The sequence below is a fragment of the Virgibacillus sp. LDC1 genome (assembly GCF_025792345.1).
Lineage (GTDB): Bacteria > Bacillota > Bacilli > Paenibacillales > Paenibacillaceae > Paenibacillus_AQ > Paenibacillus_AQ lautus.
Genome location: NZ_JAOXLZ010000003.1, coordinates 1 through 22,798, shown reverse-complemented (window position 1 = coordinate 22,798; position 22,798 = coordinate 1). Strand labels below are relative to the sequence as shown.

Genomic DNA, 22,798 nt, shown 5'->3' with positions numbered 1-22,798 from the left:
TTCACGCGCCGTATGCCATCCGGTTACATCCAATCTTGCTCTTGCAGCTCAATCAACTGGCGAAGCTCACCGTCCGACATTTCCGTCAGCCAGGTTTCGCCCGACCCGACAACCTGCTCGGACAACGCCTTCTTCTGATCGATCAGCTCGTCAATCCGTTCCTCCAGCGTTCCCTGCGAAATCAGCTTGTGCACCTGAACGTTACGGTGCTGACCGATCCGGAATACACGGTCCGTCGCCTGATTCTCGACCGCCGGGTTCCACCACCGGTCATAGTGGAGCACATGGTTCGCACGGGTCAAATTCAAGCCTACGCCCCCGGCTTTTAACGACAGAACAAAGAACTCAGTCCCCTCGCCTGCCTGGAATGCCCGTACCATCTCATCCCGCTCCCGTTTTGGCACCCCGCCATGAAGGAAATACGGTTCCTTCCCGTATTTACGTCCAAGCATGCTTACCAGCAGCTCACCCATGCCCACATACTGGGTAAAGATCAGCGCGGATTCACCGACATCCGAAATGCTGTCGAGGATTTCAAGCATGCGCTCCATTTTGCCCGAGGACTCCGCACGCACCGCGCGTCCTTCGTCGCGTCGAAGCAGCTGCGGATGATCGCATATCTGCTTCAGCTTAGTGAGGGAGGAAAGCACAAGTCCCTTGCGAGCCATGCCCGTCCGGCTCTCGATCTGTCCCATCATCTCATCGACAACCGCTTGGTACATCGCGCCTTGAACCTCGGTCAGCGGGCAATACGATTTCAATTCCAGCTTCTCCGGCAGATCCTTGCGGATATCCGGATCGCTCTTGAGTCTGCGCAGCATGAATGGAGATACCAGCTTATGAAGCTCACGGAATCTCTCCTGCTGCCCCTCTCCCGGCGCATAGCGCTGACGGAAGGTGTTAAAGGAGCCGAGATATCCCGGATTGAGAAAATGAAAGATCGACCACAGCTCCGCCAAACGGTTCTCCACCGGTGTTCCGGTCATGGCAATACGGTGTGGCGCAGATAATTTCATGACGCTCTGCGCCTGCTTCGTACGGTAATTCTTAATATATTGTGCTTCATCGAGCACCACGCTCGACCATTGGATCGCAGATAAATCACCGCTGTCTCTTCCCGCCAAGTGATAGGTGGTTAACACGATATCATGATTGGCCGCTTCCTGCAGGAAGTCTTCTCCACGCAGACGTCGAACGCCATGGTGCACATGTAAGGTCAGATCCGGTGCAAAACGCTGAATTTCCCGCTGCCAGTTGCCCAGAAGCGAAGTCGGGCAAATGATCAGCACCGGTCCGCCAGCGGATTCCGTATTGAGACGCTCCAGCAGACAAGTGATGACCTGCACGGTTTTTCCAAGTCCCATATCGTCGGCAAGGCAAACACCGAATCCCAAATCGCGCATCACGCTAAGCCACTGATACCCCCGTTCCTGATACGGTCTCAGTTCGCCATGTAGCGAGGAAGGAATTGGGCGGGACGGCAGCTTGCGGGCCGTTTCACCATCCAGTAAGGAAGATAGCAGACCCGTTGTCTCCACTTCTTCGATAAAAAGACCTTTCCACAGGCGTTCTCCATCCATATCAGCGCTAAGGTGCATCCATTCCGCGAGCTCCATCTCGCCCTTCTCATGGCGCTTCATGAAACGCAGCACTTGGTTGATCTCCTTCAGATCCACCTCAACCCATTCCCCGCGGAACTGGACATAAGGCAGATTCTGTTCGGCCAGAAACTTCAATTCTTCGCGCGTCAGGGATTGGCCTCCCATCGCTGCGGAGATCTGAAAGCTGACCAGATGCTCCATGCCTAACACCGGCAGCGGATGCGCCTCACCGGATGGTCTTGCATCCGGCATCATTTTGAGAGATAAGCCGACGCGGCGGCGCCCTTCCCTGCTCCATCGTGAAGGCATTTGAACCGTGACTCCGCTCGCCGTTAATTTCGGAACCGATTCCTTCATAAACGTGGACAAGCGGTCAAGCGACAGCGACACGCTCTCGGGAGCACGCCCATACAAGCCTGCGGCCAGCTCCGGTGCCAGCTCTGTCGCTTCTCCCAGCTTCATTAACAGCTGCAGCTGAGCCCTGGAATACATCCGTCCACGGATCAGCTGATCGGATTCGGGATTTCCCCATATGCTGCGGACAGGCATCAATAAACCTTCGTCCTCCTGGCTTCGTACCCAAAAGGACACCTTCCAGTCCTTGTGGCTCTCATCCAGGGGCGGCTCAAGCCGCAGCCCAAGTCCAATGGTTCCGTTCTCGGGAGGCTGATCCTCCCCGCTGGCATAAGGGAACGCCGTCCCTCCAATACGTTCAACGGCTTCCTCCAGCTCGCTGACTTCCTCAGCCGTCCCTTGAATGGGAATATCCCGACTGACGGTCAATAGGCTGTTCCACCAAAGCTCCGCCAGTGGTGATTGTCCCCGCCGGTAGTTCGCCAGATAGGTCCGAAGTTTATCCTCCGATTCACGGACAGCCGCCCGGGCTTGGCTGTCGATCACGCTGCACAGAAAAGAATACAGCACAATAGCCCCTGCTTCCTCACGGGTAGAAGGATCGAATCCGGCAAGAGCTGCAGGCGTCCCAATGGCAATTGGCGGGATATTCGCTGCCAGCTGCAGAAAGCGCGCTGCATCCTCGGCAGACAGCTGCGGCTTCCATACCGCTTTTATATTTTGCATCGTAGTCCGGCGTCTGCCCACGGAAGGCACCTCGGCCGTGCCTGGTGCAAACTTCCCTTGCAGTAGCAGCTCCAATGCAAATCTGCTCGCTTGTACCCAATATTCCATTTCTTCACCGACGCTTAGACCCTGAGCCTGATAATACTCAGGATCCAGCGAGATCAGCAATTGAAATGCGTCTCCCGGTGTCAGAGCAAGCCCTTCCATCGTCCGTCCGCCAAGTGTCTTCCGTTCCGGACGCCGTGTGCTTTTCGATCCGAGGACTTTGGCCGGATACCTGAGCTCGGCAAGCCGGAGGGAAGCGTTAGCGAAGGGACGGGTTCCATCCGGTCTGCGAAAGGTACGGACCACGCGGCTCCATGCGTCCACTCTCGGTTCCGAAACCTCACCGGAAAAACAAAAGAATACGTCACCTAACCATACGCCATAGAGCGGTTGATTCATCGTTGTCTCCCGTCTTTTCCTGCTTTATAGATATTATTACTATCTTATACGATAGCTTCAACATTTCAAAACGATGCGAAATCGTTCCCACGCCAAAATAACGTCAATCTTTATCATACCATGTATTTACTATTTCGTTGTGATCTATGTATTGCAGAATTCTCCTATATAGGTTAATAAAATATCCGTATTCTTATACAATCTTCGGCTGCTCCAGCAGGAAAATTCCAAATCTTTTCGTTTTTTTGCGACCCTTCTGCCGATCGACCGTATGTAGATCATACATTTAGAGCTCGGGAGGGTATTTCATTATGAGTTTTGTTGGTGTTGGTGTTATCGGGATTTTGACTTTATTGCTGGGACTTTTCTTCTTCCTTCTTCACATTGCCGTCTGCGTATGGGGTTATAATGACGCCCGGCGAAAAGGCCGCAGCCCCGAATTTGCGATTCTGGTTGTGCTGGGCTTGTTGTTCTTCCCTGTTGTCGGTCTGATTATTTATTTGCTAATCCGCAATCATTATTAATGGTGACCATGCTCCGATTCTTCTTCTCCCTTTAGCCACGAGGTTCATGCTTATCAATGATAAAGACGGTGTCCCCAAAACTGAAGTATGTTGCAACAAGAAGCAAAAAGGTCGAAGACCAGCGCTCTAAATGAGTCTGTCTTCGACCTTTTATGATGCATGAATGGAAATCCAGGCTGTTTTTCAAGAGACAATATACTTAGGGACAGCCTCTATTCACGTCAATGGATCATTTCGAAGGTATAGCTATATAGAGCGCCACTCTCGTGCTTACTTCGCCTTCAAGCTTTCCCATGATTTCTGAATGCCTTCGAACAATTGGTTCTTGTCCACATTGCCAGCCACATAACCTTGCATCTGACTGCCGAATTCATTCATGCCGCCGTCAGGGAATTTGTTGAACTCCCAGCTAAGCGCTTTGTTCTCTTTACTGTATTTCATGACATCGTTGCCCAGGTCGCCAAGCGTCTCGCTGTTCGCTTCGATGCTGGTCAGTGCCGGGATGAACTTGAACTCTTCCGTAATATAACGTTTACCGGTCTCCGAAGTGACAAGCCAGTTCAAGAATTCCTTGGCTTCATCCTTCACCTTCGATTTGTTGTTCACGACCCAGTTGTTTGGCACGCCGATCGGAAGCTTGTCATTCTCTTCGGCATTGTCATTGATCGGCATTGGCAGAAGGCCGATGTTCAGATCCGGATTGATGCCGTCGATTTGCACTTGCGTCCAGTTCCCGTTCTGGGTCATGGCCGCTTCACCACTGGCAAAGGTCGTGATTTCCGTGTTGTAATCCGTCGTCAGCGGGTTCTTCTGCCCGTATTGAACGGTAAGGTCGAACAGTCTCATCCATTCGTCGAATTTCGCGTTGCCTACCAGTTTCTCCGTGCCTTCATTCATTCCTTTGACAAATGCATCCGGATCTTCTTGATGGGCGAATGGAATGTTCAGCAAGTGGTTGGCCAAAATCCAGGTCTCTTGGTATCCGTTCACGAATGGCGTAATGCCGGCCGCTTGCAGTTTTTTAGCTGCTTCCTCAAGCTCCGTGAGTGTCTTAGGAAGCTCGGTAATTCCTGCCTTCTCAAACAAGTCTTTGTTATAAATAAATCCATAACCCTCGATGGTCATCGGTTGTCCGTACAGTTTACCGTCTTTGGTCATAGGCTCTTTGGCAACGTCAACAACATCCTTCACCCATGGCTGGTCCGACAGATCCTCGACATTCTCGAACCACGTTTCGAGATCGCGATATCCGCCAACGTTGAAAATGTCCGGCTCATCGCCGGAAGCGAACTTCGCTTTCAGCGCCGCGCCGTAATCAGAGCCGCCGCCAACGGTTTGAATGTCCAGCTTAACGCCGGGATGCTCTTTTTCGTATTCGGCTTTCAGTTTATTCAGAGCCTCGGCGATTTCGACTTTAAATTGGAAAATCTTAATCGTTTTCGTTCCGCCTTCGGCGCCACCATCAGCGCCTTGATTGTCCTCATTTTTGCCGCCGCAGGCTGCAAGCAGCGTGGAGAACGCCAGAACCATGACCAGGAGCAGCTTACCGTATTTCTTCATTGTGAATCCTCCCTTTTTTTCTTCTATAACATCGTGTGCTGCATTCGTTGATAGCGTTTACTTTTTCAGTATAATCAACCTATTTTCGTTAAATCAGGTATTATATTGATCTTTGAGGGGGAAGGAATTGACCGTTTGACGGCTACCCCTTCACCGCTCCTTGCGTAATGCCCTCAATGATGTATTTCTGCATGGCCAGGAAGAAAATAATGACCGGCATGATCCCCAGCACCAGCGCTGGAAGAGCCAAATCCCACTGCTTCGTATACTGCCCAAAAAAGGCAAAAGTAGCAATTGGAATGGTCCGTAGCTCTGCGGACTGCAGGATCAAGGATGGAAGCAGATAGTCATTCCAGATCCACAAAGTGTTCAGAATAATGACCGTAACGAACATCGGCTTCATCAGCGGGAATACCACCCGGAAAAATACGCCGTAGCCGCTGGATCCATCCACGGTTGCGGCTTCTTCGATCTCCATCGGAATCGATTTCACGAAGCCATGGAACAGGAACACGCTCAGCGGAACCCCGAAGCCCAGGTAACAAATAATGAGCCCGTACAAGCTGTTGTTAATGCCAAGCGTTGCCGTCACTTTCACGAGCGGAATCATGATCGATTGGAACGGAATGACCATCGCCGCTACAAACAGTGCAAACATGATCTGGTTAAAACGCGTGTTCCGTCGAACCATCTGGTAAGCGGTCATGGCACTTAACATCGCCAGCAGCAGATTGCTGGCAACCGTAACGACCAGCGAGTTCCAGAACGCCTGCGGAAAGTTGGTGATATCCCACGCCCGTGAATAGTTGCTCCATTCAAGAGTGGTCGGAAGCCCTGCTGAGTCCGTCAACAGATCGCCGAAGGTTTTCACGGAGTTCACGAACAGGAAGTAGAACGGGACCAGGAAGAGCAGCGCTACGATGATCATGATGATCTCGGTGGCCATGGTGTTCAGCCGGTATTTTCTCGTGGTCTCCATTACGCTTCAACCTCCTTGCTCTTCGTGAATCGAACCTGCAGACTTGTTATGATGGCAACCACGATGAAAAAGATGACTGCCTTCGCCGTTCCGAGTCCGAGACGGTTATTCGTATAAGCCTCGTTATAAATATTCATGGCCACCGACTCTGTGGAGCCGAACGGTCCGCCTTTGGTCAGGGAAAGGTTCAAGTCGAACATTTTGAAGGACCAGGAAATCGCCAGGAACAAACATACCGTAACCGCCGGCATGACAAGCGGTATAATAATGGACCGCAGTACCTGTCCTCTGCTCGAGCCGTCGATTTCGGCTGCCTCAAGAATATCCCTCGGCACGTTGTTGAGCGAGGAGATGTAGATGACCATCAGGTAACCGGCCGTCTGCCATACGAAAACGATTACAATTGCCCAAAAGGCAGTTCCCTTCGTGCCGAGCCACGGCAGGTTAAAGAATCCCAGGTTTGTGGCATTGCCAATCGCCGCGAATCCTTTGACAAAAATAAATTGCCAGATGAAGCCGAGCAGCAAGCCGCCGATGACGTTTGGCATGAAGAAGATCGTCCGGAGCACGTTCCGCGTCTTAAGCGGCTTGGTCAGGAAGTATGCCAGTAAAAATCCGAGCAGATTCGTCAGGATGACCCCAAGCACCGTAAACCGGGTTGTGAACCAGAAGGCATCACGGAATTTATCATCATTGGTAAAAATGGTAACAAAATTATCAAAGCCGACAAAGTCGATTTTGCTTGACACGCCATTCCAGTTCGTGAAGGAATAATAAAGACCCAGAAGGAACGGAATGATCATGATCAGGATGAAAAAAATAGTGGAGGGTCCCACGAAAAGAAACTGCTGCAGCAGCGCCGAAGATTTTTTTCGATTCATCCCTTGATCTCCCCTTTTCGTTAAGTTGTTGTATGATGTACAGCCATTATGCGGTAACCTGTAAACAATAAACACGGAGAATCATGAACCGTTAGGTGTAAAATATTGACCATACGCGCTTATGCCCATTCGATAATCCAGGGGGTGATCCTTCATGAAATACCGCAGCATCCAGACCCGGCTGATCACGTTCATGCTCGCTGTCACAACCATTCCGCTCCTGCTCTCGCTGCTCATTACGTTTACGCATACCCGCGAGTCCGTGAAGGAGCAGACAGTGGATGAAAATATACGGTTGATTTATCAAGGAGCCACCAATCTGATGAACTATTTGCGCGGCATCGACCGCGCCTCCCTGTCCGTATATTCCGATCCCCATTTTCTGCGCAACCTTGCCTTAGATCCCGATAATCACCGGGTTGTAGCCGAGCTGTATACGACCTTGCAGGCCATTCAAACGGGCACGCAGGACGTGCATCAAATTTATCTGCACAATCATTTGACAGGTCAGTCCACCCAGGTATCCAGCAATCTGCCTCGCAGGGAATTCCGGCAGGCGCCGTACCGTAAAATAGAAGAGTTTGGCCCGGGCAATACGGCCATCGAGCCCGTCCATCAGGTGCACAGTTACGGCTTCCCTCCGCGGCCTGCGGACATTCTGAATTTTGAAGTTTTCACCTTCTATCGATCCATCACCAACGTGCCGTCACCCGACCAATATGCCCTTATGGCGATCGATGTGAAGCTTGACAGTATTTTGGCCATTTGCGACCAACTGTATGCTAAAGGGGAAGAACAGCTATACTTGATTGATGACAAGGGAAGCATCATCTATGGTCCGGATCCGCAGCAGAGAGGGCAACGTCTGGACGACCCTGTGCTAATGGGCGAAATCGCTCAAGCGGATAATGGATATTACGATGGCGAAGACGCGATGATCGTTTACGAGAAGCTCGATTTGCCTTACGCTCCTTGGACGCTTGTCAAACAAATCCCGCATCAAACGCTGTACAAACATTCGACAGAACTAACGAGTATTAACGCGATTATTGCGATATTAGCACTGTTCATTGTCATATTTGGCACCCTATGGATATCCATTCGAATTACAAGACCCATTAAACAACTCACAAGCTATATGAATCAGGTGAAAACCGGGCGGCTTGACGTGGATATTGACGTTACAAGCCCGGATGAGATCGGGATTCTTTCCCGCCGCTTCCGAACCATGATGGACACCATCAACAACCTGATCCTGCGTGAGTACCGGCTGGAAATCGCCAATAAGACCAATCAGCTGAAGGCACTCCAGGCCCAGATTGATCCGCATTTCCTATACAATTCGCTCCAGTCGATCGGTACCTTGGCCCTGCAGCACAATGTGCCGCGAATTTATTCCCTGCTCTCTTCGCTGGCGAATATGATGCGCTACAATATGCGCAACAGCGAGGGGAAAGTAACGCTGCAGGATGAGATCAACCATGTGCGGCTGTACCTTGAGCTGCAGAAGCAGCGGTTCAGGGACCAGCTGGACATTACTTGGGATTTGGATCCGGAGAGCCTTACGGCTCCGGTTCCGAAGATGATCCTGCAGCCGATTGTTGAGAATTATTTCAAGCATGGCATGAATACACACGCCGGCGTCGGCCATATATCCATGTCTTCCCGCATCTCGGAAGATCGCCGCTTGATCGTCGTCGTTGAAAATAACGGGTCATCCATCGAAGAAGCAGAGCTTGCTTCGATTCGCAGCAAGCTAGCGACCGCTTACGGTCACCCTGACCGAAACGATGCCGGCAATGATTCGATCGGGCTCTTAAACGTATTGATGCGTTTGAACTTATACTCCGACAACAAGGCTGGATTAACAATAGAGAATGTCGTGCCTCACGGCGTCAGGGTCACGCTCGATATCAACGCATGGGAGAGTGAACAGTAGAATGAGAGTATTGATCGTAGATGACGAACAGCATGTGCGGGAGGCAATAGGGCTTCTGGCAGACTGGGAGCGGCATGGCATCACGGAAATCGATCAGGCCGCTGACGGGGAGGAAGCGGTGCGACTAATCGAGGAGAGCAAGCCGCAAATTGTCATGACCGACATGCGAATGCCCCGCAAAAACGGACTGGAGCTGCTCACCTGGCTGCATACCACGAAACCGGATATTAAAGTGCTCGTCATTAGCGGATATGATGATTTTGAATATGTGCGTCATACGATCCGTTCGGGAGGCATTGACTATATCCTCAAGCCCGTTGAACCGGACAGCTTGAACGAGGCGCTGGCCAAAGCGGTTCAAACCTGGCAGCTCGAGGAAGAGAAACGGCAGCAGATAACCAATCAGAATATCGAAATGAATCAGATGACCCCTTTCTATATGGACCGCCTGCTCTCGGATCTCGTTAACGGCTACGGCAACAGGGACAGCGTGGTTTCTCAATTGCGGAACCGGATGACGCTGCCGGTAATCGGCCTGACCTATAACGTTGCCGTGCTGCGCGATGATCAATTTGACGAAGCTTTGCTGTCCAAATTCCGCAACAGGCGCCATCTGCTATCCTTCACGCTCATCAATATTTGCAATGAGCTGTTGATGGATCAGGGGGTTGCCTTTCGACACATCGACAAACCCGGGGAAATCATTCTGCTCTGTTGGAATCCGCGGCTTCCCTTTAACGACGTGCTGGAACGAATCAATGACGGGTTCTTCTCCACCCTTCGCAGGCGGAGCCATTTCGGTGCCGCCAAAGCAGGCGCCTTTCCCGATGATCTGCCGAAGGCTTATCTAAATGCCGTCCAAGCCTTGTGCAGCCGCAATTTATTAACCGGCAAATGCCGCATCCATCGCGAACGTGCCGTTGAAAGCGAAGGCTCGCGCACCCTGCGTCTCTCCTCTTACGAGGAGAAATTCAAGCTGGCTGCACTCAGCGGGAGTAAGGAGCGCATTGAGACAGCCACGGAAGAGTGGCTCCAGGATGTACGCGAGAGGGATCTCGTATCGCCGGAGCATCTGGTGAGGTGGAATTCGGAGTGGGACTGGATCCAGTATCACTGGACGGAAAATGAAGTGAAAAGCACGCAGGAACCCGTCGAAGACGCTGAAATCTCGCAGGATCTCCCCTCCGCGCTTCCTTACAGCGAGGACGGAATGATCTGCTGGGACCGCTGGCGCGAACAGATCAGCGGAAGGCTTTATGCGGCATCCCGGGTCCTTACCCAGATCCATTCCAAGGACAACCACATCATTCATGACATTGCCCGCTATTTGGAGCAGCACTATCATGAGGAGATTTCCCTTCAGCAAATTGCGGGGAAGTTCTTTCTTAGCAGGGAGTACATTTCGCGTAAATTCAAACAGGAATTCGCCGTGACGTTATCGGATTTTCTCGGGCGGATTCGAATCAACAAAGCCAAAACGCTGCTGCTCAATCCCCAGATCCGGATCGCCCAGATCGCGGAGATGGTCGGTTACCAAGACGAGAAATATTTCAGTAAGGTATTCAAAAAGATGGAGGGTTTCACGCCCAACGAATACCGCAAGAAGCATATGAGTTGAGGGGAAGGCCAGCGTCCTTTACCCGGTTCGCTGGCTTGATATTCATTCTTTTGGGTATATTCTATATATTCCAGACTGATATCAGGAGGAGATTGTATGTACCGCACCAACCCGTACCGCTGGTGGAATCTGCTGTTTTTCGCCGGGGTAATCACCGTGAATGTGTTATCAGGCATGCTGCCCCTAGGCGGCAGAACAACCGGGGAGATATCGGATATGTATTATACGGCGATCACTCCCGCTGGTTATGCCTTTTCCATATGGTCCGTCATCTATGTGCTGCTGCTCTTTTTTGTCATCTACCAGCTGCGTCGTGACACCGGAAACCGCGATTCCGTAAGATCCATCGGGCCATGGTTTATAGTCAGCTGCGTATTCAATATGGCTTGGCTTGTATTATGGCACTATTTGTACATTGAATGGTCTGTCGTGGCGATGTTGTTACTGCTGTTAACTCTGTGGGTTCTATATGTGCGCACGCATACAATAGACTATCCGACGTCAGGCGAGAAGTTCTGTCTGAAATTGCCGTTCAGCCTATATATCGGCTGGGTGTGCCCTGCCTTTATTGTCAATGTCGGGATCGTGTTTCAGAAGAATGACTGGAGCCTCTTCGGCCTGCGCGAGACCACTTTGGGGATTGTGCTGCTCTGCATCGGTGCTTTACTCGCTTTCCTGATCGGCCAGCGTTACCGGGACAGCATCGTGCCGCTGGTCTTCACCTGGGCTTACATCGCGATCGCGGCCGAGCATCGGGAGACCGACAGCATCTTAATGACCGCCTTCGTACTCTCTATCGTCCTGCTCGTATATGCTATATGGCTCTTCTTTACGCGCAATCGGAGACGATCCCGGTATTAAACCGGGTCTTAACAAAAAGCACAGTTCTTGCTCATCCAGGAGATTAGTTTCAATACGCAATTTTCATAGTGCATAAAAAAGGAGCTTTGCCAATGCAGGCAAAGCTCCTTTTTAACATCTGATAATAACGCTTATTGCTTAACGGCGATGACTTCAATCTCAACCAGTCCGTCCTTCGGCAAACGAGCAACCTCAACGGCGCTGCGAGCAGGGTACGGCTCGGAGAAGAAGCTGCCGTAGACTTCGTTGACCACCGCGAAATCGTTCATATCCTTCAGGAATACCGTGGTTTTCACCACGTGATCCAGGCTTGTCCCGGCAGCTTCAAGGATCGCCTTTACGTTGTTGAGCGACAGCTTCGCCTGCTCCTGAACCCCCTCGCCGAACTCGCCCGTTTCCGGATTCAGGCCCAACTGGCCTGAAGTATATACGAATCCGTTGATTTCAACAGCTTGGCTGTAAGGTCCGATGGCTCCCGGGGCTTTGTTGGTCGATATGATATGTTTACTCATGATATGTCACCCTTTCTATGTATTCCTATCTGTGTACATTGTAATCTGCCACGGGTACTCTGGCAAATTTAATCGACGGCCTCGCCGAGAACATGGATGACTTCATTGGTGTATACATGGTGGCCTTTCATATCCGTTAAGCCGATATTCACCATCGACTTGGCTACTTTCCGCGCGGGTATGGCCCGGTATGGAGCCAGCTTCGGACCTTTGAATGCAAAGTCGAGGGAAGTCATGAGAACCGATGCCATCCGTTCTCCAAACCGCCGCTCGGGCCGCTCGCCCAGCAATAATGACGGTCTGAACAGATGCAGCCCCCGAAAACCGATCCCGGCCAGCTTTTCTTCAACCTCTCCCTTAGTCCGAAGATAGAAATTACGCACCTTCGGATCGGCGCCCGCAGAACTGACCGCCATAAATTGTCTCACCCCGTGCCGCTTAGCCAACTCGGCTGTCTTGATGACATAATCCACATCCACTTTGCGGAACTGCTGCTGGGAACCGGCCTTTTTGATCGTTGTTCCCAGGCAGCAGTACACGCTATGGACGCCGGAAAAAGCTTCGCTGTACCGATCCAGCCGATCCCATTCCACCAGGATGGGCTTCAGCTGGGGATGCGCAATATCAGGAAGACTTCGTACCAGCACGCGAACCTCTTCAAGCTCCTCGCGGCCCAGCAGTTCTTCGGTTACCATACGCCCCACAAGCCCCGTGGCCCCAACTACGAGTGCAACCATTCCCACCTCAAACCCACCCTCCATTCATGATTCCTTTTGACCTCATTCTACACCGCATCGGACCCAAGTCAATATGACTTTCTAAATATAAAACTCACATGAATTTCTCATGGCGCATGATCTGGACAACCACGCCTAAAAAGACAAAAAAAGAGTGCAAATCAGGCTCGATTTGCACTCTTTCTCCAAGCGGTTATGAAACTGGTCAGCGGTTTCCACTCTCTGCGGAGCCAGCCGGAGGATTCGGCAGTTTCCTCCGCCATGAGGCCCGCGGTGGGCGCTGCCGCCTGCTGACTGTCCGTGACAGGGAGAAATTCCTCATTCATCATCTCATAGTATCCCAAATGATAGGTGCTGACCATGTCTCCGTGTAAGGTAAACACCTTGCCGTCACGAATATCGATCACCTTGCCGGTCACAACCCGGGATTCCAACATGATTCGTTCTGCCTCCCTTATCGTCTTATGGACTAGTCGCGGTATCTTGTACTCCAATCCGTATATTCACGCTCCGCCGCATCCTTCGTGTGCCCATAACGTTCCTGCAGCTTGCCAACCAATTTATCTTTCTCGCCGTCGATCACATCAAGATCGTCATCCGTCAATTTGCCCCATTGCTTCTTCGCTTCACCCTTCATCTGTTTCCATTTCCCTTTAAATACGTTGCTATCCATAAATATCAGCTCCTCTTAGAGTAATGAATGATGAAATGTAGAATTGCCTGTACTTGTGTATACCCCTCAGGAGTTTTTCTGAATCCTGGCAAACGATTCATCACGATGTTCAATCTTGAACCGCTCCCCAAAGATCAGCATTCAAAAAAGCGGCCCCCATAGATCTCAATAGATCCACGGGGGCCGCTTTACTTCCGCATGCACATCCGATTTCCTATCCCAAGAAACAAAAACTTCCACATCATCCCTTCAGTTTGATGACCGCCCCTTCCCTTTCCCTCTCCTTGTCCTTTTCCTCCTCTTTATCTTCCCCAACCAGTTCTCTTGCGGAAGCTTTGAATTCAGATAACGTGCGGCCCACCGCCCGGCCAAGTTCCGGCAGCTTGGAAGGCCCGAACAGAATGAGCACGACAATCAAAATCATCATCAATCCGACAAAGCCGACATTTTGGAACATAAGGACCCAACTCCTTTAATAAGTGATGGTGACTGTGCTTTTTGGAAACGAAGCCGCTTTGGATCGGCTAGTTTCATGGAATCATAACAACTTACTTCTTCTTATCCTTGCTTGGGTACACGGCGACGGCTTCAATCTCAATCAACCAATCGGCGTTCACGAGGCTGGCTACTCCCACGGTGGAACGCGCAGGCTTAATGGGATTCTCCTTCATATTGAAAAATTGGGCGTAAGCATCAAACCAACCGGTATAATCAAAGGTTCCGTTCTTGGCTGCATCCGGGGTCAGGTACACTCTCAAATAAACGACATCTTTCATTGTCAGTCCCTGCTCCTTCAGCTGCTTCTCGATTTCTTTCAAGATGCCGATCCCCTGGGTTTTCGTATCGCCATAGCGCTCATAAATCGTCTTGCCATCCTTGTTCAGTAAGGGCGGAACCGTCCCGCTTGTAAAGAGATAGGAAGCTCCCTCGGGTACGATAACCCCGCTGGAAATAGAGGAGGTAGGACTGCCGTAAAATTTCGGGGAGAGTGTGGCTTTGGACGGCTTCTTATGGGCAGAAGCGTTATCCGCATACGCGGTCACGCTCACGGCACTGAACAGCATGGCCAGCGCCAGGATCGTCTTCAATTTATTTTTCATTGGAATTGTCTCCCTTCTATTTATGCTTTCATCACGCGCTGATGGATATCGGTTACGACCTCGCGGGCGGACTCAATGGCGCCTGCCTGCCAGGCCGTAATGTAGCTGATGTGCTCCCCTGCCAGGTAAATGCGGTTATCCGGCTTACAGAGGGTAGGGTAGTAGGTTTTCCTATCATTGGCGGAATAGGATACCCAGCCCCCCTCCTGGTATTTGGTCTTCTTCCAATCGATCGAGAAGGATGCCTCGAACTCCTTCGGATACTGCGGATGGATTTTGGCACCCTGCGTCAACGCCAGTTTCTCGCGCTCGGCATACGACATGCCGCCGAGTTTATCAGCGATGCCTCCGTACGCATAATAGCCAAGCAGGATCCCCTTCCTCCCAAAATAATCTGTCGGCGGATAGTAGATTTGCGTGATGTCCATATTCGTCAAACTGCTGCCGCCGTACAAATACTCGTCCTCTTCCCAGAAGCGCCGCTTGAACTGCAAACCGATTTTACCGGCGGAGGCGTAGCCAACGCTGCTGATCGCTTTGGACATCTCCGGCGAGAAGTCGGCCGGGATCTTCTTCAGCACCGTCAGCGGTATGGTGCAGATACAGTAATCGCCGCGGATTTCCTGCTCTCTGCCGGAATGGCCGTCCGCGTACACAATCCGCACACCAGGGGTAGACTGGCGAATTTCCTTCACCTCGGCCCGGTACTTGATCCGGCTGCCTACCCGTTTCTCAAATGCCTTAACGATGGCGTCCATGCCGCCTACGGGATGAAACATCATCATCTGCTGGTCGTAACCGTATTCGTTGCTGAAATATTTCCCGAAGCCGGAATTGATGATCGCCTTCAAATCGAACGGATCCCGGAGCACACCCGCATCCAGGCGGCTTCCCGGTTCATCCTTATATCCGCCGCGCTCCGATCCCTTATAGAACAGGTCCGGATTCAGATCTCCTTCGGCCTTCAGGTAATCGACCAGCTTCAGCTTCTCTTCCGCCGTCAGCGGCAGATCCAGCGCATTTTGATTCACGGCTTTGGCCAGCATCTCGGCCACGTATCCGCGCACGTCGGCTTTGGCTGCACGCTTGGGGACGCGCTGCCCCGATAAAGCCCCCACGTTCTCGTTATAGTAATAGCCGCTCTCATTCACATTGTTGAATGGCTCGATGGCTACGCCAAACTTCTTGCAATAATCCAGCGTGACGTGAAACTGCGGAATCCGCATCGGACCTGCATTGAAATACAGTCCGTTATCAAAGCGGGACGTCTGGCGGCCGGATCCGATCTCGGCCACGGAGGTTCCTTTGCGGATCGTCCAGTTGCGCCCACCGGCGAAGCTTTTCGCTTCCAATATCGTACAGTCGTAACCTGCAAGACCGAGCTCATACGCCGCCGTCAGACCCGCGATCCCTGCGCCGAGAATAATAATCTTCTTGCCGCCGCGGCCGCTTAAGTTCAAGTCATCCTTCCCGGGAGGCGTATATCCCGCTGCTTTCAACGTTTCCGGTGTAAGGAGCCCCATCGTACCCATCAAGCTGAAGACAGCGACAGAGCCGCCCACCTTGCCAACAGTCGTCAGAAATTGCCTCCGGGTCATCTCTTTTGGTTGTTCTTTTGTAGCCACCCTCGTTCACTCCTTCGCTAGTTTGTGTGATTGGATTCATGAGCCGATCTTAGCAGAGAAAACAAGATTTGACTTAAAACTTGTCAGGAATTCTTACATGATTTTTTTATTTTTGAAAAGTGATTGCTTTTTCACCCTGTTTTTCATAAAATAATGTCATAAATCCTTCCAAACAAAATGAATAAGCCCAAATTATTGCCGTTTTATCTTCTTCGGTTTTAATCCCAAGCCATTTACAGCAGCTCAGGGTTAACAATACTTACATAGGAGGTAAAGATCATGGAGAGTAAGGTGATGAGTATTGGGGTTGTTTGCGAACTGACCGGCTTGACGGAACGGCAAATCCGGTATTACGAGGAACGGAAGCTTATATTTCCGGAGCGTACGAAGGGAGGGAATCGCCGATATTCTTTTGAGGATGTGAAGATCATCCAGGAAATCCATCAAAAAATGCAGGAGGGATTTAATACATTTGAACTTAAAGAATTGAACAAAACGAAAAAACAGCGCTGCACGCCCATCTTCCGATGATGTAGAAAGGAGTGAACGAGACTATGGAGTTCAAGAATACGATGACGATGCTGGAGCACATCGCCGAGCTAAGGAAGCGGATCCTTCAGGTGGCCGCCGTCTTCATTCTGAGCATGGCTGCCGGCTTGATTGCCGCTCCCCATATGTTATCCGTATTGAAACATCACTCGCCAGCCTTTCAGGTAACCTGGAACGTATTCTCGCCATGGGACGGACTGCGCATCTATATGAGCATAAGCATCGTATTATCGCTGCTTCCTACCCTGCCATTTGCCCTTTATCAAATATGGCTGTTCGTCAATCAGGGGCTGAATAACCGCGAGCAGAGAGCAGCTCTCCGGTTTATCCCCTTCTCTGCGTTATGCTTTATCATAGGGGTTTGTTTCGCGTATTTTGTCGTTTTCCCCATGAGTCTTGCCTTTACGACGGGAATCAACAGTCAAATGGAACTCGTGGAAACATATGGTGTCTCCCAGTACTTCGGGTTCATGTTCAATATCATTATCCCGCTGTCCCTTGCCTTTGAGCTGCCTGTCGTCGTCCTGTTTCTAACGCGAATAGGAATATTAAGCCCGGCCATTCTGCACACGATGAGGCGGTATGCCTATGTCGTTCTGGTGATCGTTGCAGCGCTGATCTCGCCGCCTGACCTCGTATCCCACCTGATGGTTGCCATCCCGCTCATTGGTCTGTATGAGATCAGCACATGGCTGGCTAGCTGGATGCATCGCAAACAGAAGCATGTGGAGCATGAAGAAGGCACGGAAATCGATACGGCTCACCAGATGATATGATATCCGGTTTTCATTCATCCCTAGCCAAAACGACGGGAGCAGCATGGAGATCGCAACCACTTGCTTAGCTGTCCTGGGGTCCAGTGATATGTTAACGACAGTCACACAATAAAGAGGCCGTTTACCTGCACAGGTACGGCCTCTTTCTTATTCCTATTCTATTGAACCAGCAGCGATTCCCTGCTTATTACCACTAGCGGATCGTAATGACCTTCTTCTCCGCTTTCATATATTTAACGAACATGCCCGCATATTCGGGATCCCACTGGGTTCCCCTGCCGGCTTCCAGTATGTTCAAGGCATCAACGGATTTCATGCCGCTGCGGTACGGCCTGTCCGACGTCATGGCATCATAGGCATCGGCCACGGCAATAATCCGGCCGAACAGCGGAATTTCCTTCCCCTTCAAACCGTCAGGGTATCCGCACCCGTCATACCGCTCATGATGGGATCGCACCCCCTCTAGATAAGGTGCCATGGCATCGGCAGGCTCGATCTGCAGGAGAATGTTCTCTCCTTGAGCCGGGTGAGTCTTTACTTGATCGAACTCCTCTGCCGTCAGTTTTCCTTCCTTCAGCAAAATGTTGTCCCGAACCCCGATCTTGCCGATATCATGCAGCAATGCCGTCTTGTGCAAAAGATCTATCTGCTCTTCGCTAAGTCCAGCCAGCCGGCCGAGTAACACCGAATATTCCGCCACCCGAAGCGAATGTCCTGCCGTGTAAGGATCTCTGGCATCCAGCGCCGCTGCCAGGGCGGCAAAGTAACTGTCCAGCAGCTTGCGATTCCGCTCCTCGCGCACCTGCAGTCCGCGAACCATCATATTGAAACCCGCGATCAGATTGGAAAACTCATCGGAATAGAGATTGGAGGTCTGAATCAGACGCCCTTCCTTAATCTCATTCATCGCCCGGTACAGCTGCCGGATCGGCCGCTGTAAATCCTGGGTCAAGAGCCAGGCGCCGATATAAGCAAAACCGACACCAAGCAGCAATATAAATCCCGCCCAGCCCCAGTACTGCTGTGCTACGATCTGACTAAGCCCCTCCAGACGAATCTGCACCGCCAGACTGAACAGAAACAGCGGAAAGGTGCCGATCAGCATCGTGCTCAGCAGAAACTTCGTCCGAATCGCCATGAATACATGGCCCTCAAGGGAGAAATCCACGCCATAACGCGACAACGCCTGCCGCCGAATCTCTTTAATCAGCGGACGGATAGCAGCGATCGTCAGGAAGAATTCGATCATGGCATGACAGCTGGCTAGCAGGACCGCCCCAAGACAAGCCAGCCATATATAGAACGGCGGAAAATTCAATTTTCCCTGCTCCATCATCCAAACCGTAAGCAGAATGGCCGGAAGCGACAAACCGAGCAGATGAGGTCCGAATATGCGGTATACCGCTAAACGCGGCATGCGGTGTATACTCAAATATGCTTTTTCCAACGTTTCCAAATCCGTATTCCCTTCATTAAACCCCGCGTGAATCGGTCGTAAATGCCGAAGAAAGACGGTCAGCTCCGACGCAATCATCACCATGAACGAAATGGCCAGTATGACCACAAGACGCACGCCTTCCTCAATAGGAATTTCCAGAGTCGTTACCATTAATACGCCACCCACAACAAGCACAGCTGCAATGGACCCGATCATATAGTTCCGGATTAGCTGTTTAAGAAAAGACTTATACAGTTGCATGGAACGCCTACTTTCATTAACAGATGATAACATCGGCAAGGCATATGAGCTCTGAACGTATTCGACATGATGCTACAATTTTAAGAGCGCAGCAGCAGAATTTGCAAGAAAAAACTGTTAATATGAATATCGTTGGATTTCAGGAAAAAATCAAGCATTTTTGCATGACATTCTAATATTCATTTGAATATCTTTGCTTATTACGAGCACGTGTGCTATAATAAGTAATTGTTATATGAAGTTTAACCCCGTTAGTTCCTCGAAACATGGTTATTTACATCTCTGTTGAAGTGCAAATTCCTATTTTATGACCCTACGAGTAAGAGTTTTATGGAACAGTTTTCTGATTCACACTGGAGCGGTCATCGGAGCCGCAAGGACGAAAGAGAGGCAGGGCTTTTGTCGTTTTAGAAGCAAAGATTCTTGAAGAAACTTCAAATACGGAACCGACTGTACAGCCGTTATTGGCCGTCAGGGGTTAAATTTTATATGTGCTTTTTAGCGCTCAATCAAGGACTCGGCCTTTGGCCGGGTCCTTTTCCATGTTACGCTGCTCTTTCGTTTGTCGAATCCCAAAAGACCAGTGACAGCCGCCTAAACGGCTGCATATGATACCGGAGACGATGAGTATTCGGAAGGAGCGTGTTGTTTTGAAGAAAAAGAAGAAAAACCCATCATCTTCCTCTTCCCAGCCCTACAGGGTAGATCCCCATACAAGGGAGCTTGATCTGCTTGAGCGAAATAAAGGACGCAGCCTCAAAAAAGATAAAGATGCCCACATCCTTTCAGCTGCTACCATTATGGATTTGGATGAGGATCTTATCGGCCTTATGGAATTAAAACAAGAAGAAAACAAACAAAACAAGGAAAACAAAGAAAACACTCCACTATCGATATCTGACGAAGATTCCAGCTTACCTACAGAAGATGCTGTAGCCGCTGACACTCCGTCCGTGCCTACCGATCCCCCATCCCTTCCCGAGATAGAGATTGAGCATGTGCAGCTGATTATGGAAAAGGAAATGCCTGAAATTAAGGGTGCATTCATATATACAGAGGACATAGGGGAATATGCGGTAACCGAAAGCCGGATCGCTTCGAGAGCGGTCACAGCATCCAAGCTGTCACGTGGTGCCGTCGGGCCTGAAGCCATACAGGATTACAGCATCACCAGTCTGCACCTTGCCGACGAAGCTGTAACCTCCGGAAAAATCGCGCCATTATCGGTCACAGGAGAACATCTGATGGATGGCATCTTGTCTACGCGCAAGTTTCGAGACGGCTCCGTCAATGCCAGCAAGATCAAGGATAGCAGCGTAACCTCGCAGAAGCTGGCAGACCACGCCGTGGTCAGCGACAAAATCGCGGATGGGGCTATTACTGCACGTCATCTTCAACAGCTACTCGTGACGAGCGACCTGCTCGAAGACCAGGCGGTTCAAGGAGACAAAATCGCATCCAGCGCCGTAGAAACACGCCATCTCGCTAATGAGAGCGTCCATAGCTCCAAGCTTGCCGAGGATGCAGTCACTTCGACCAAAATCCGTGAAGGTGCCGTAACAGGAAAAAAAATTGCCGATGATACCATCTCGGGTTCTCACATAAAACCGCAAAGCATCGAGAGCAAACATTTGGCCAGCGAGGCCGTAACTGCGGAGCATATTGCTGCCGGCAGCATCGGGTCAGGCCTCATTGCTGACGGTGCCGTCAACGCCGGGCATATTCAGGAAGGCTCGCTCAGCGCCCGCCATTTAGCGGACGGAGCCATAGGATCAGGGCAAATCCAGTTCGGCTCCATCGGTTCCGATCAGATCGGCATCAACGCTGTTGCCCCCCGCCATCTGGCTGATTCCAGTGTCACAAGCTCCAAGCTCGCCGATCAATCCGTCCATACGGTGAAGCTGGTTGAACAGGCGGTTACGGCTTCGAAAATCGCGGACCAGAGCATACTCCCTACCAAAATTGCCAATGAAGCCGTTCAAACGCGCCATCTGGCAAAGAGCGCGGTCGAATCGGACCAGATTGCATCGGATGCCATTCATACCCGGCATCTCGCTGCGGATGCAGTAAATGCCGAGCATATTGCCGAGGGCAGCATCTTACCTCAGCATTTCGCGCCTCAGAGCGTCATAGGGCGTGCCATTCAGCCCAAAACGATAGCGGAACAGCATCTGGCTGACGGATCGATCGGAAAACAGCATCTTCAGCCCGCTTCCGTCGGCGAAGAGACGCTGGCACCCGAGAGCGTGACGAGCCAAAAGCTTGCGCTTGGATCGGTTGGCGGAGCCATAATTGCTAAGCATGGCGTAACCTCCGGCAATATTGCCAATGAAGCCATTCAGCAGCAGCACTTGTCAGCAGGCAGTGTAGGCGCCGAAGCCCTGCAAAACGGTGCGGTTCGCGAGCCTCATCTGACCGATGGCTCTGTTGCCAGCCGCCATCTGCAGAAGGGAAGCGTACGGACACAAACACTCGCACAGGGTGCGGTAACGACAGATAAAATTGCTGCAGGCAGCATCGTGGAGTCCTCGATCGGCGATGGGGTAATTGCGCCTCGACATTTGGGGGACCATGCGGTAACCTCGCCGAAGCTGTCTCCGGAAAGCGTGTCCACGGATAAACTGACAGACCTTGCCGTAACTTCAAATAAACTGGCTGAGAGCAGTGTCTCTGCTGGAAAAATAGCTCCAAAAGCTGTTCAATCCACTCATCTCTCGCCGAATTCGGTGACTTCAGAAGCCATTCAGAACAAGGCCGTTACTTCGGAAAAAATTGCTCCGCAGGCTGTAGAGGGCGCACATCTGGGACTGGAATCCATCCTGGGCAAACATATCGTGCAGGAAGCCATTCATGGCTATCACTTGAAGAAAAAATCCATCACGTTAAGCCATTTGGCCGATGAAAGCCGCTCAGCGGAAGCGTTGTTCGCGGACGGCAGCATCCCGGGCGTAAAAATCGGGCCACAATCCATTACGGAAGCCCACCTCTCGCCTTCGTCAGTCTCGGGAGCCGCGCTGCAAGCGAACGCCGTGAGTGGTGATAAGATCAAGCCTCTCTCCATTTCAGCGGTGCACCTGCAAGAAGCGAGCGTCCAGTCTGACCACCTGGGCGTGGATATTGTCAAATCACAGCATATGGATGAAGGATCGGTTACCGGCCGCCATCTTGCTTCCGGCTCCGTCAATGCCCGGCACATTCAGGCAGAGAGCATCGAGTCCGCACATATCACGAACGGCGCCATCCTTCCTGAACATGTCGCCGGAGAATCGATCCAGAGCGGACATCTCGCCGAAGGCGCTGTGAGCTCCAAGCATATTGAATTGTTCTCAATTCAGAGCCATCACCTGGCGCCGTACTCCATCAACGCAGCACATCTCGGAAATCAGTCTGTCGGTCATGTCCACCTGCAACCGGACAGCGTTGGCGTCGATCAATTGCAGCCGGGGGCCGTAAAATCGAGGCAGCTGGCGGAGGGGGCCGTTCTTCCCCATCACCTGCAAATCTCCAGCATCGGTTCGCAGCATATCGAAGCGGGCGCGATCACAACGGAACTTGTGCAGGACGGTGGAATTACGGGAAGCAAGATTGCGAAGGAAACGATATCCGGTACTCACGTTGCGAACGGCTCTCTCACGGGTAC

At 51.3% G+C, this 22,798-nt stretch carries 19 protein-coding genes; 7 read left to right on the top strand and 12 right to left on the bottom strand.

The features are described 5' to 3' along the window. Positions 1 to 23: 23 nt before the first annotated feature. On the bottom strand, positions 24 to 3,125 hold the full coding sequence (locus OHJ21_RS23760) for a DEAD/DEAH box helicase (protein ID WP_486021336.1): 3,102 nt from the start codon (positions 3,123 to 3,125) through the stop codon (positions 24 to 26). 311 nt (positions 3,126 to 3,436) lie between these two features. Here OHJ21_RS23760 and OHJ21_RS23755 point away from each other — a divergent pair, with 311 nt between their 5' ends. Next, positions 3,437 to 3,649, top strand: a complete 213-nt coding sequence (locus tag OHJ21_RS23755; RefSeq protein WP_100540066.1) for a PLDc N-terminal domain-containing protein — start codon at positions 3,437 to 3,439, stop codon at positions 3,647 to 3,649. A gap of 270 nt (positions 3,650 to 3,919) precedes the next feature. Here the strand turns inward: OHJ21_RS23755 and OHJ21_RS23750 are convergent, their stop codons facing one another. The 3 genes from OHJ21_RS23750 to OHJ21_RS23740 form a co-directional block, all read right to left on the bottom strand. Then, positions 3,920 to 5,209, bottom strand: coding sequence for an ABC transporter substrate-binding protein (locus tag OHJ21_RS23750; protein WP_486021334.1), 1,290 nt, complete (start codon positions 5,207 to 5,209; stop codon positions 3,920 to 3,922). Positions 5,210 to 5,351: 142 nt separating this feature from the next. Further along, complete coding sequence (locus OHJ21_RS23745) at positions 5,352 to 6,188, bottom strand: carbohydrate ABC transporter permease (protein ID WP_076326017.1); 837 nt, start codon at positions 6,186 to 6,188, stop codon at positions 5,352 to 5,354. Beyond that, positions 6,188 to 7,069 (bottom strand): carbohydrate ABC transporter permease, encoded by an 882-nt coding sequence (locus OHJ21_RS23740; protein ID WP_486021333.1) that lies wholly within the window; start codon positions 7,067 to 7,069, stop codon positions 6,188 to 6,190. Before OHJ21_RS23740 ends, OHJ21_RS23745 begins: the two co-directional genes overlap by 1 nt. 154 nt (positions 7,070 to 7,223) lie before the next feature. Here OHJ21_RS23740 and OHJ21_RS23735 point away from each other — a divergent pair, with 154 nt between their 5' ends. The 3 genes from OHJ21_RS23735 (at position 7,224) to OHJ21_RS23725 (ending at position 11,487) form a co-directional block, all read left to right on the top strand. Next, on the top strand, positions 7,224 to 9,008 hold the full coding sequence (locus OHJ21_RS23735; protein WP_486021332.1) for a cache domain-containing sensor histidine kinase: 1,785 nt from the start codon (positions 7,224 to 7,226) through the stop codon (positions 9,006 to 9,008). Position 9,009: 1 nt separating this feature from the next. Next, complete coding sequence (locus OHJ21_RS23730; RefSeq protein WP_486021331.1) at positions 9,010 to 10,626, top strand: response regulator; 1,617 nt, start codon at positions 9,010 to 9,012, stop codon at positions 10,624 to 10,626. Positions 10,627 to 10,722: 96 nt separating this feature from the next. After that, positions 10,723 to 11,487 (top strand): tryptophan-rich sensory protein, encoded by a 765-nt coding sequence (locus tag OHJ21_RS23725; protein WP_100540061.1) that lies wholly within the window; start codon positions 10,723 to 10,725, stop codon positions 11,485 to 11,487. Positions 11,488 to 11,618: 131 nt separating this feature from the next. Here OHJ21_RS23725 and OHJ21_RS23720 read toward each other — a convergent pair whose 3' ends face one another. The 7 genes from OHJ21_RS23720 to OHJ21_RS23690 form a co-directional block, all read right to left on the bottom strand. Next, positions 11,619 to 11,999: a RidA family protein gene (locus tag OHJ21_RS23720; protein ID WP_100540060.1), complete on the bottom strand. Its 381-nt coding sequence runs from the start codon at positions 11,997 to 11,999 to the stop codon at positions 11,619 to 11,621. A gap of 68 nt (positions 12,000 to 12,067) precedes the next feature. Continuing rightward, positions 12,068 to 12,742, bottom strand: a complete 675-nt coding sequence (locus OHJ21_RS23715) for an NAD(P)H-binding protein (protein WP_486021330.1) — start codon at positions 12,740 to 12,742, stop codon at positions 12,068 to 12,070. A gap of 155 nt (positions 12,743 to 12,897) precedes the next feature. Continuing rightward, on the bottom strand, positions 12,898 to 13,173 hold the full coding sequence (locus OHJ21_RS23710; RefSeq protein WP_100540058.1) for a hypothetical protein: 276 nt from the start codon (positions 13,171 to 13,173) through the stop codon (positions 12,898 to 12,900). 32 nt (positions 13,174 to 13,205) lie between these two features. Further along, positions 13,206 to 13,409 carry a CsbD family protein gene (locus OHJ21_RS23705; RefSeq protein WP_100540057.1) on the bottom strand — a complete coding sequence of 68 codons (204 nt, stop codon included), beginning with the start codon at positions 13,407 to 13,409 and terminating at the stop codon, positions 13,206 to 13,208. 241 nt (positions 13,410 to 13,650) lie between these two features. Further along, positions 13,651 to 13,866 (bottom strand): twin-arginine translocase TatA/TatE family subunit, encoded by a 216-nt coding sequence (locus tag OHJ21_RS23700; protein ID WP_012818889.1) that lies wholly within the window; start codon positions 13,864 to 13,866, stop codon positions 13,651 to 13,653. A 91-nt stretch (positions 13,867 to 13,957) separates the two neighbouring features. Beyond that, the gene (locus OHJ21_RS23695) at positions 13,958 to 14,509 is read right to left on the bottom strand and encodes a RidA family protein (protein ID WP_486021329.1); all 552 of its coding nucleotides are present in this window, start codon (positions 14,507 to 14,509) and stop codon (positions 13,958 to 13,960) included. A gap of 20 nt (positions 14,510 to 14,529) precedes the next feature. Next, positions 14,530 to 16,134, bottom strand: a complete 1,605-nt coding sequence (locus tag OHJ21_RS23690; RefSeq protein ID WP_486021328.1) for a flavin monoamine oxidase family protein — start codon at positions 16,132 to 16,134, stop codon at positions 14,530 to 14,532. A 279-nt stretch (positions 16,135 to 16,413) separates the two neighbouring features. On the opposite strand from OHJ21_RS23690, the gene OHJ21_RS23685 reads away from it, so the two are divergent. Together OHJ21_RS23685 and tatC are read left to right on the top strand one after the other, a co-directional pair. Then, positions 16,414 to 16,665, top strand: a complete 252-nt coding sequence (locus OHJ21_RS23685; RefSeq protein WP_100540054.1) for a MerR family transcriptional regulator — start codon at positions 16,414 to 16,416, stop codon at positions 16,663 to 16,665. A gap of 23 nt (positions 16,666 to 16,688) precedes the next feature. Further along, the gene (gene tatC / locus OHJ21_RS23680; RefSeq protein ID WP_100540053.1) at positions 16,689 to 17,459 is read left to right on the top strand and encodes a twin-arginine translocase subunit TatC; all 771 of its coding nucleotides are present in this window, start codon (positions 16,689 to 16,691) and stop codon (positions 17,457 to 17,459) included. Positions 17,460 to 17,652: 193 nt separating this feature from the next. Here the strand turns inward: tatC and OHJ21_RS23675 are convergent, their stop codons facing one another. Beyond that, positions 17,653 to 19,158 (bottom strand): HD-GYP domain-containing protein, encoded by a 1,506-nt coding sequence (locus OHJ21_RS23675; RefSeq protein ID WP_100540052.1) that lies wholly within the window; start codon positions 19,156 to 19,158, stop codon positions 17,653 to 17,655. A 650-nt stretch (positions 19,159 to 19,808) separates the two neighbouring features. Here OHJ21_RS23675 and OHJ21_RS23670 point away from each other — a divergent pair. Next, the coding region (locus tag OHJ21_RS23670; protein WP_486021327.1) for a hypothetical protein at positions 19,809 to 22,798 on the top strand (2,990 nt) is incomplete at its 3' end.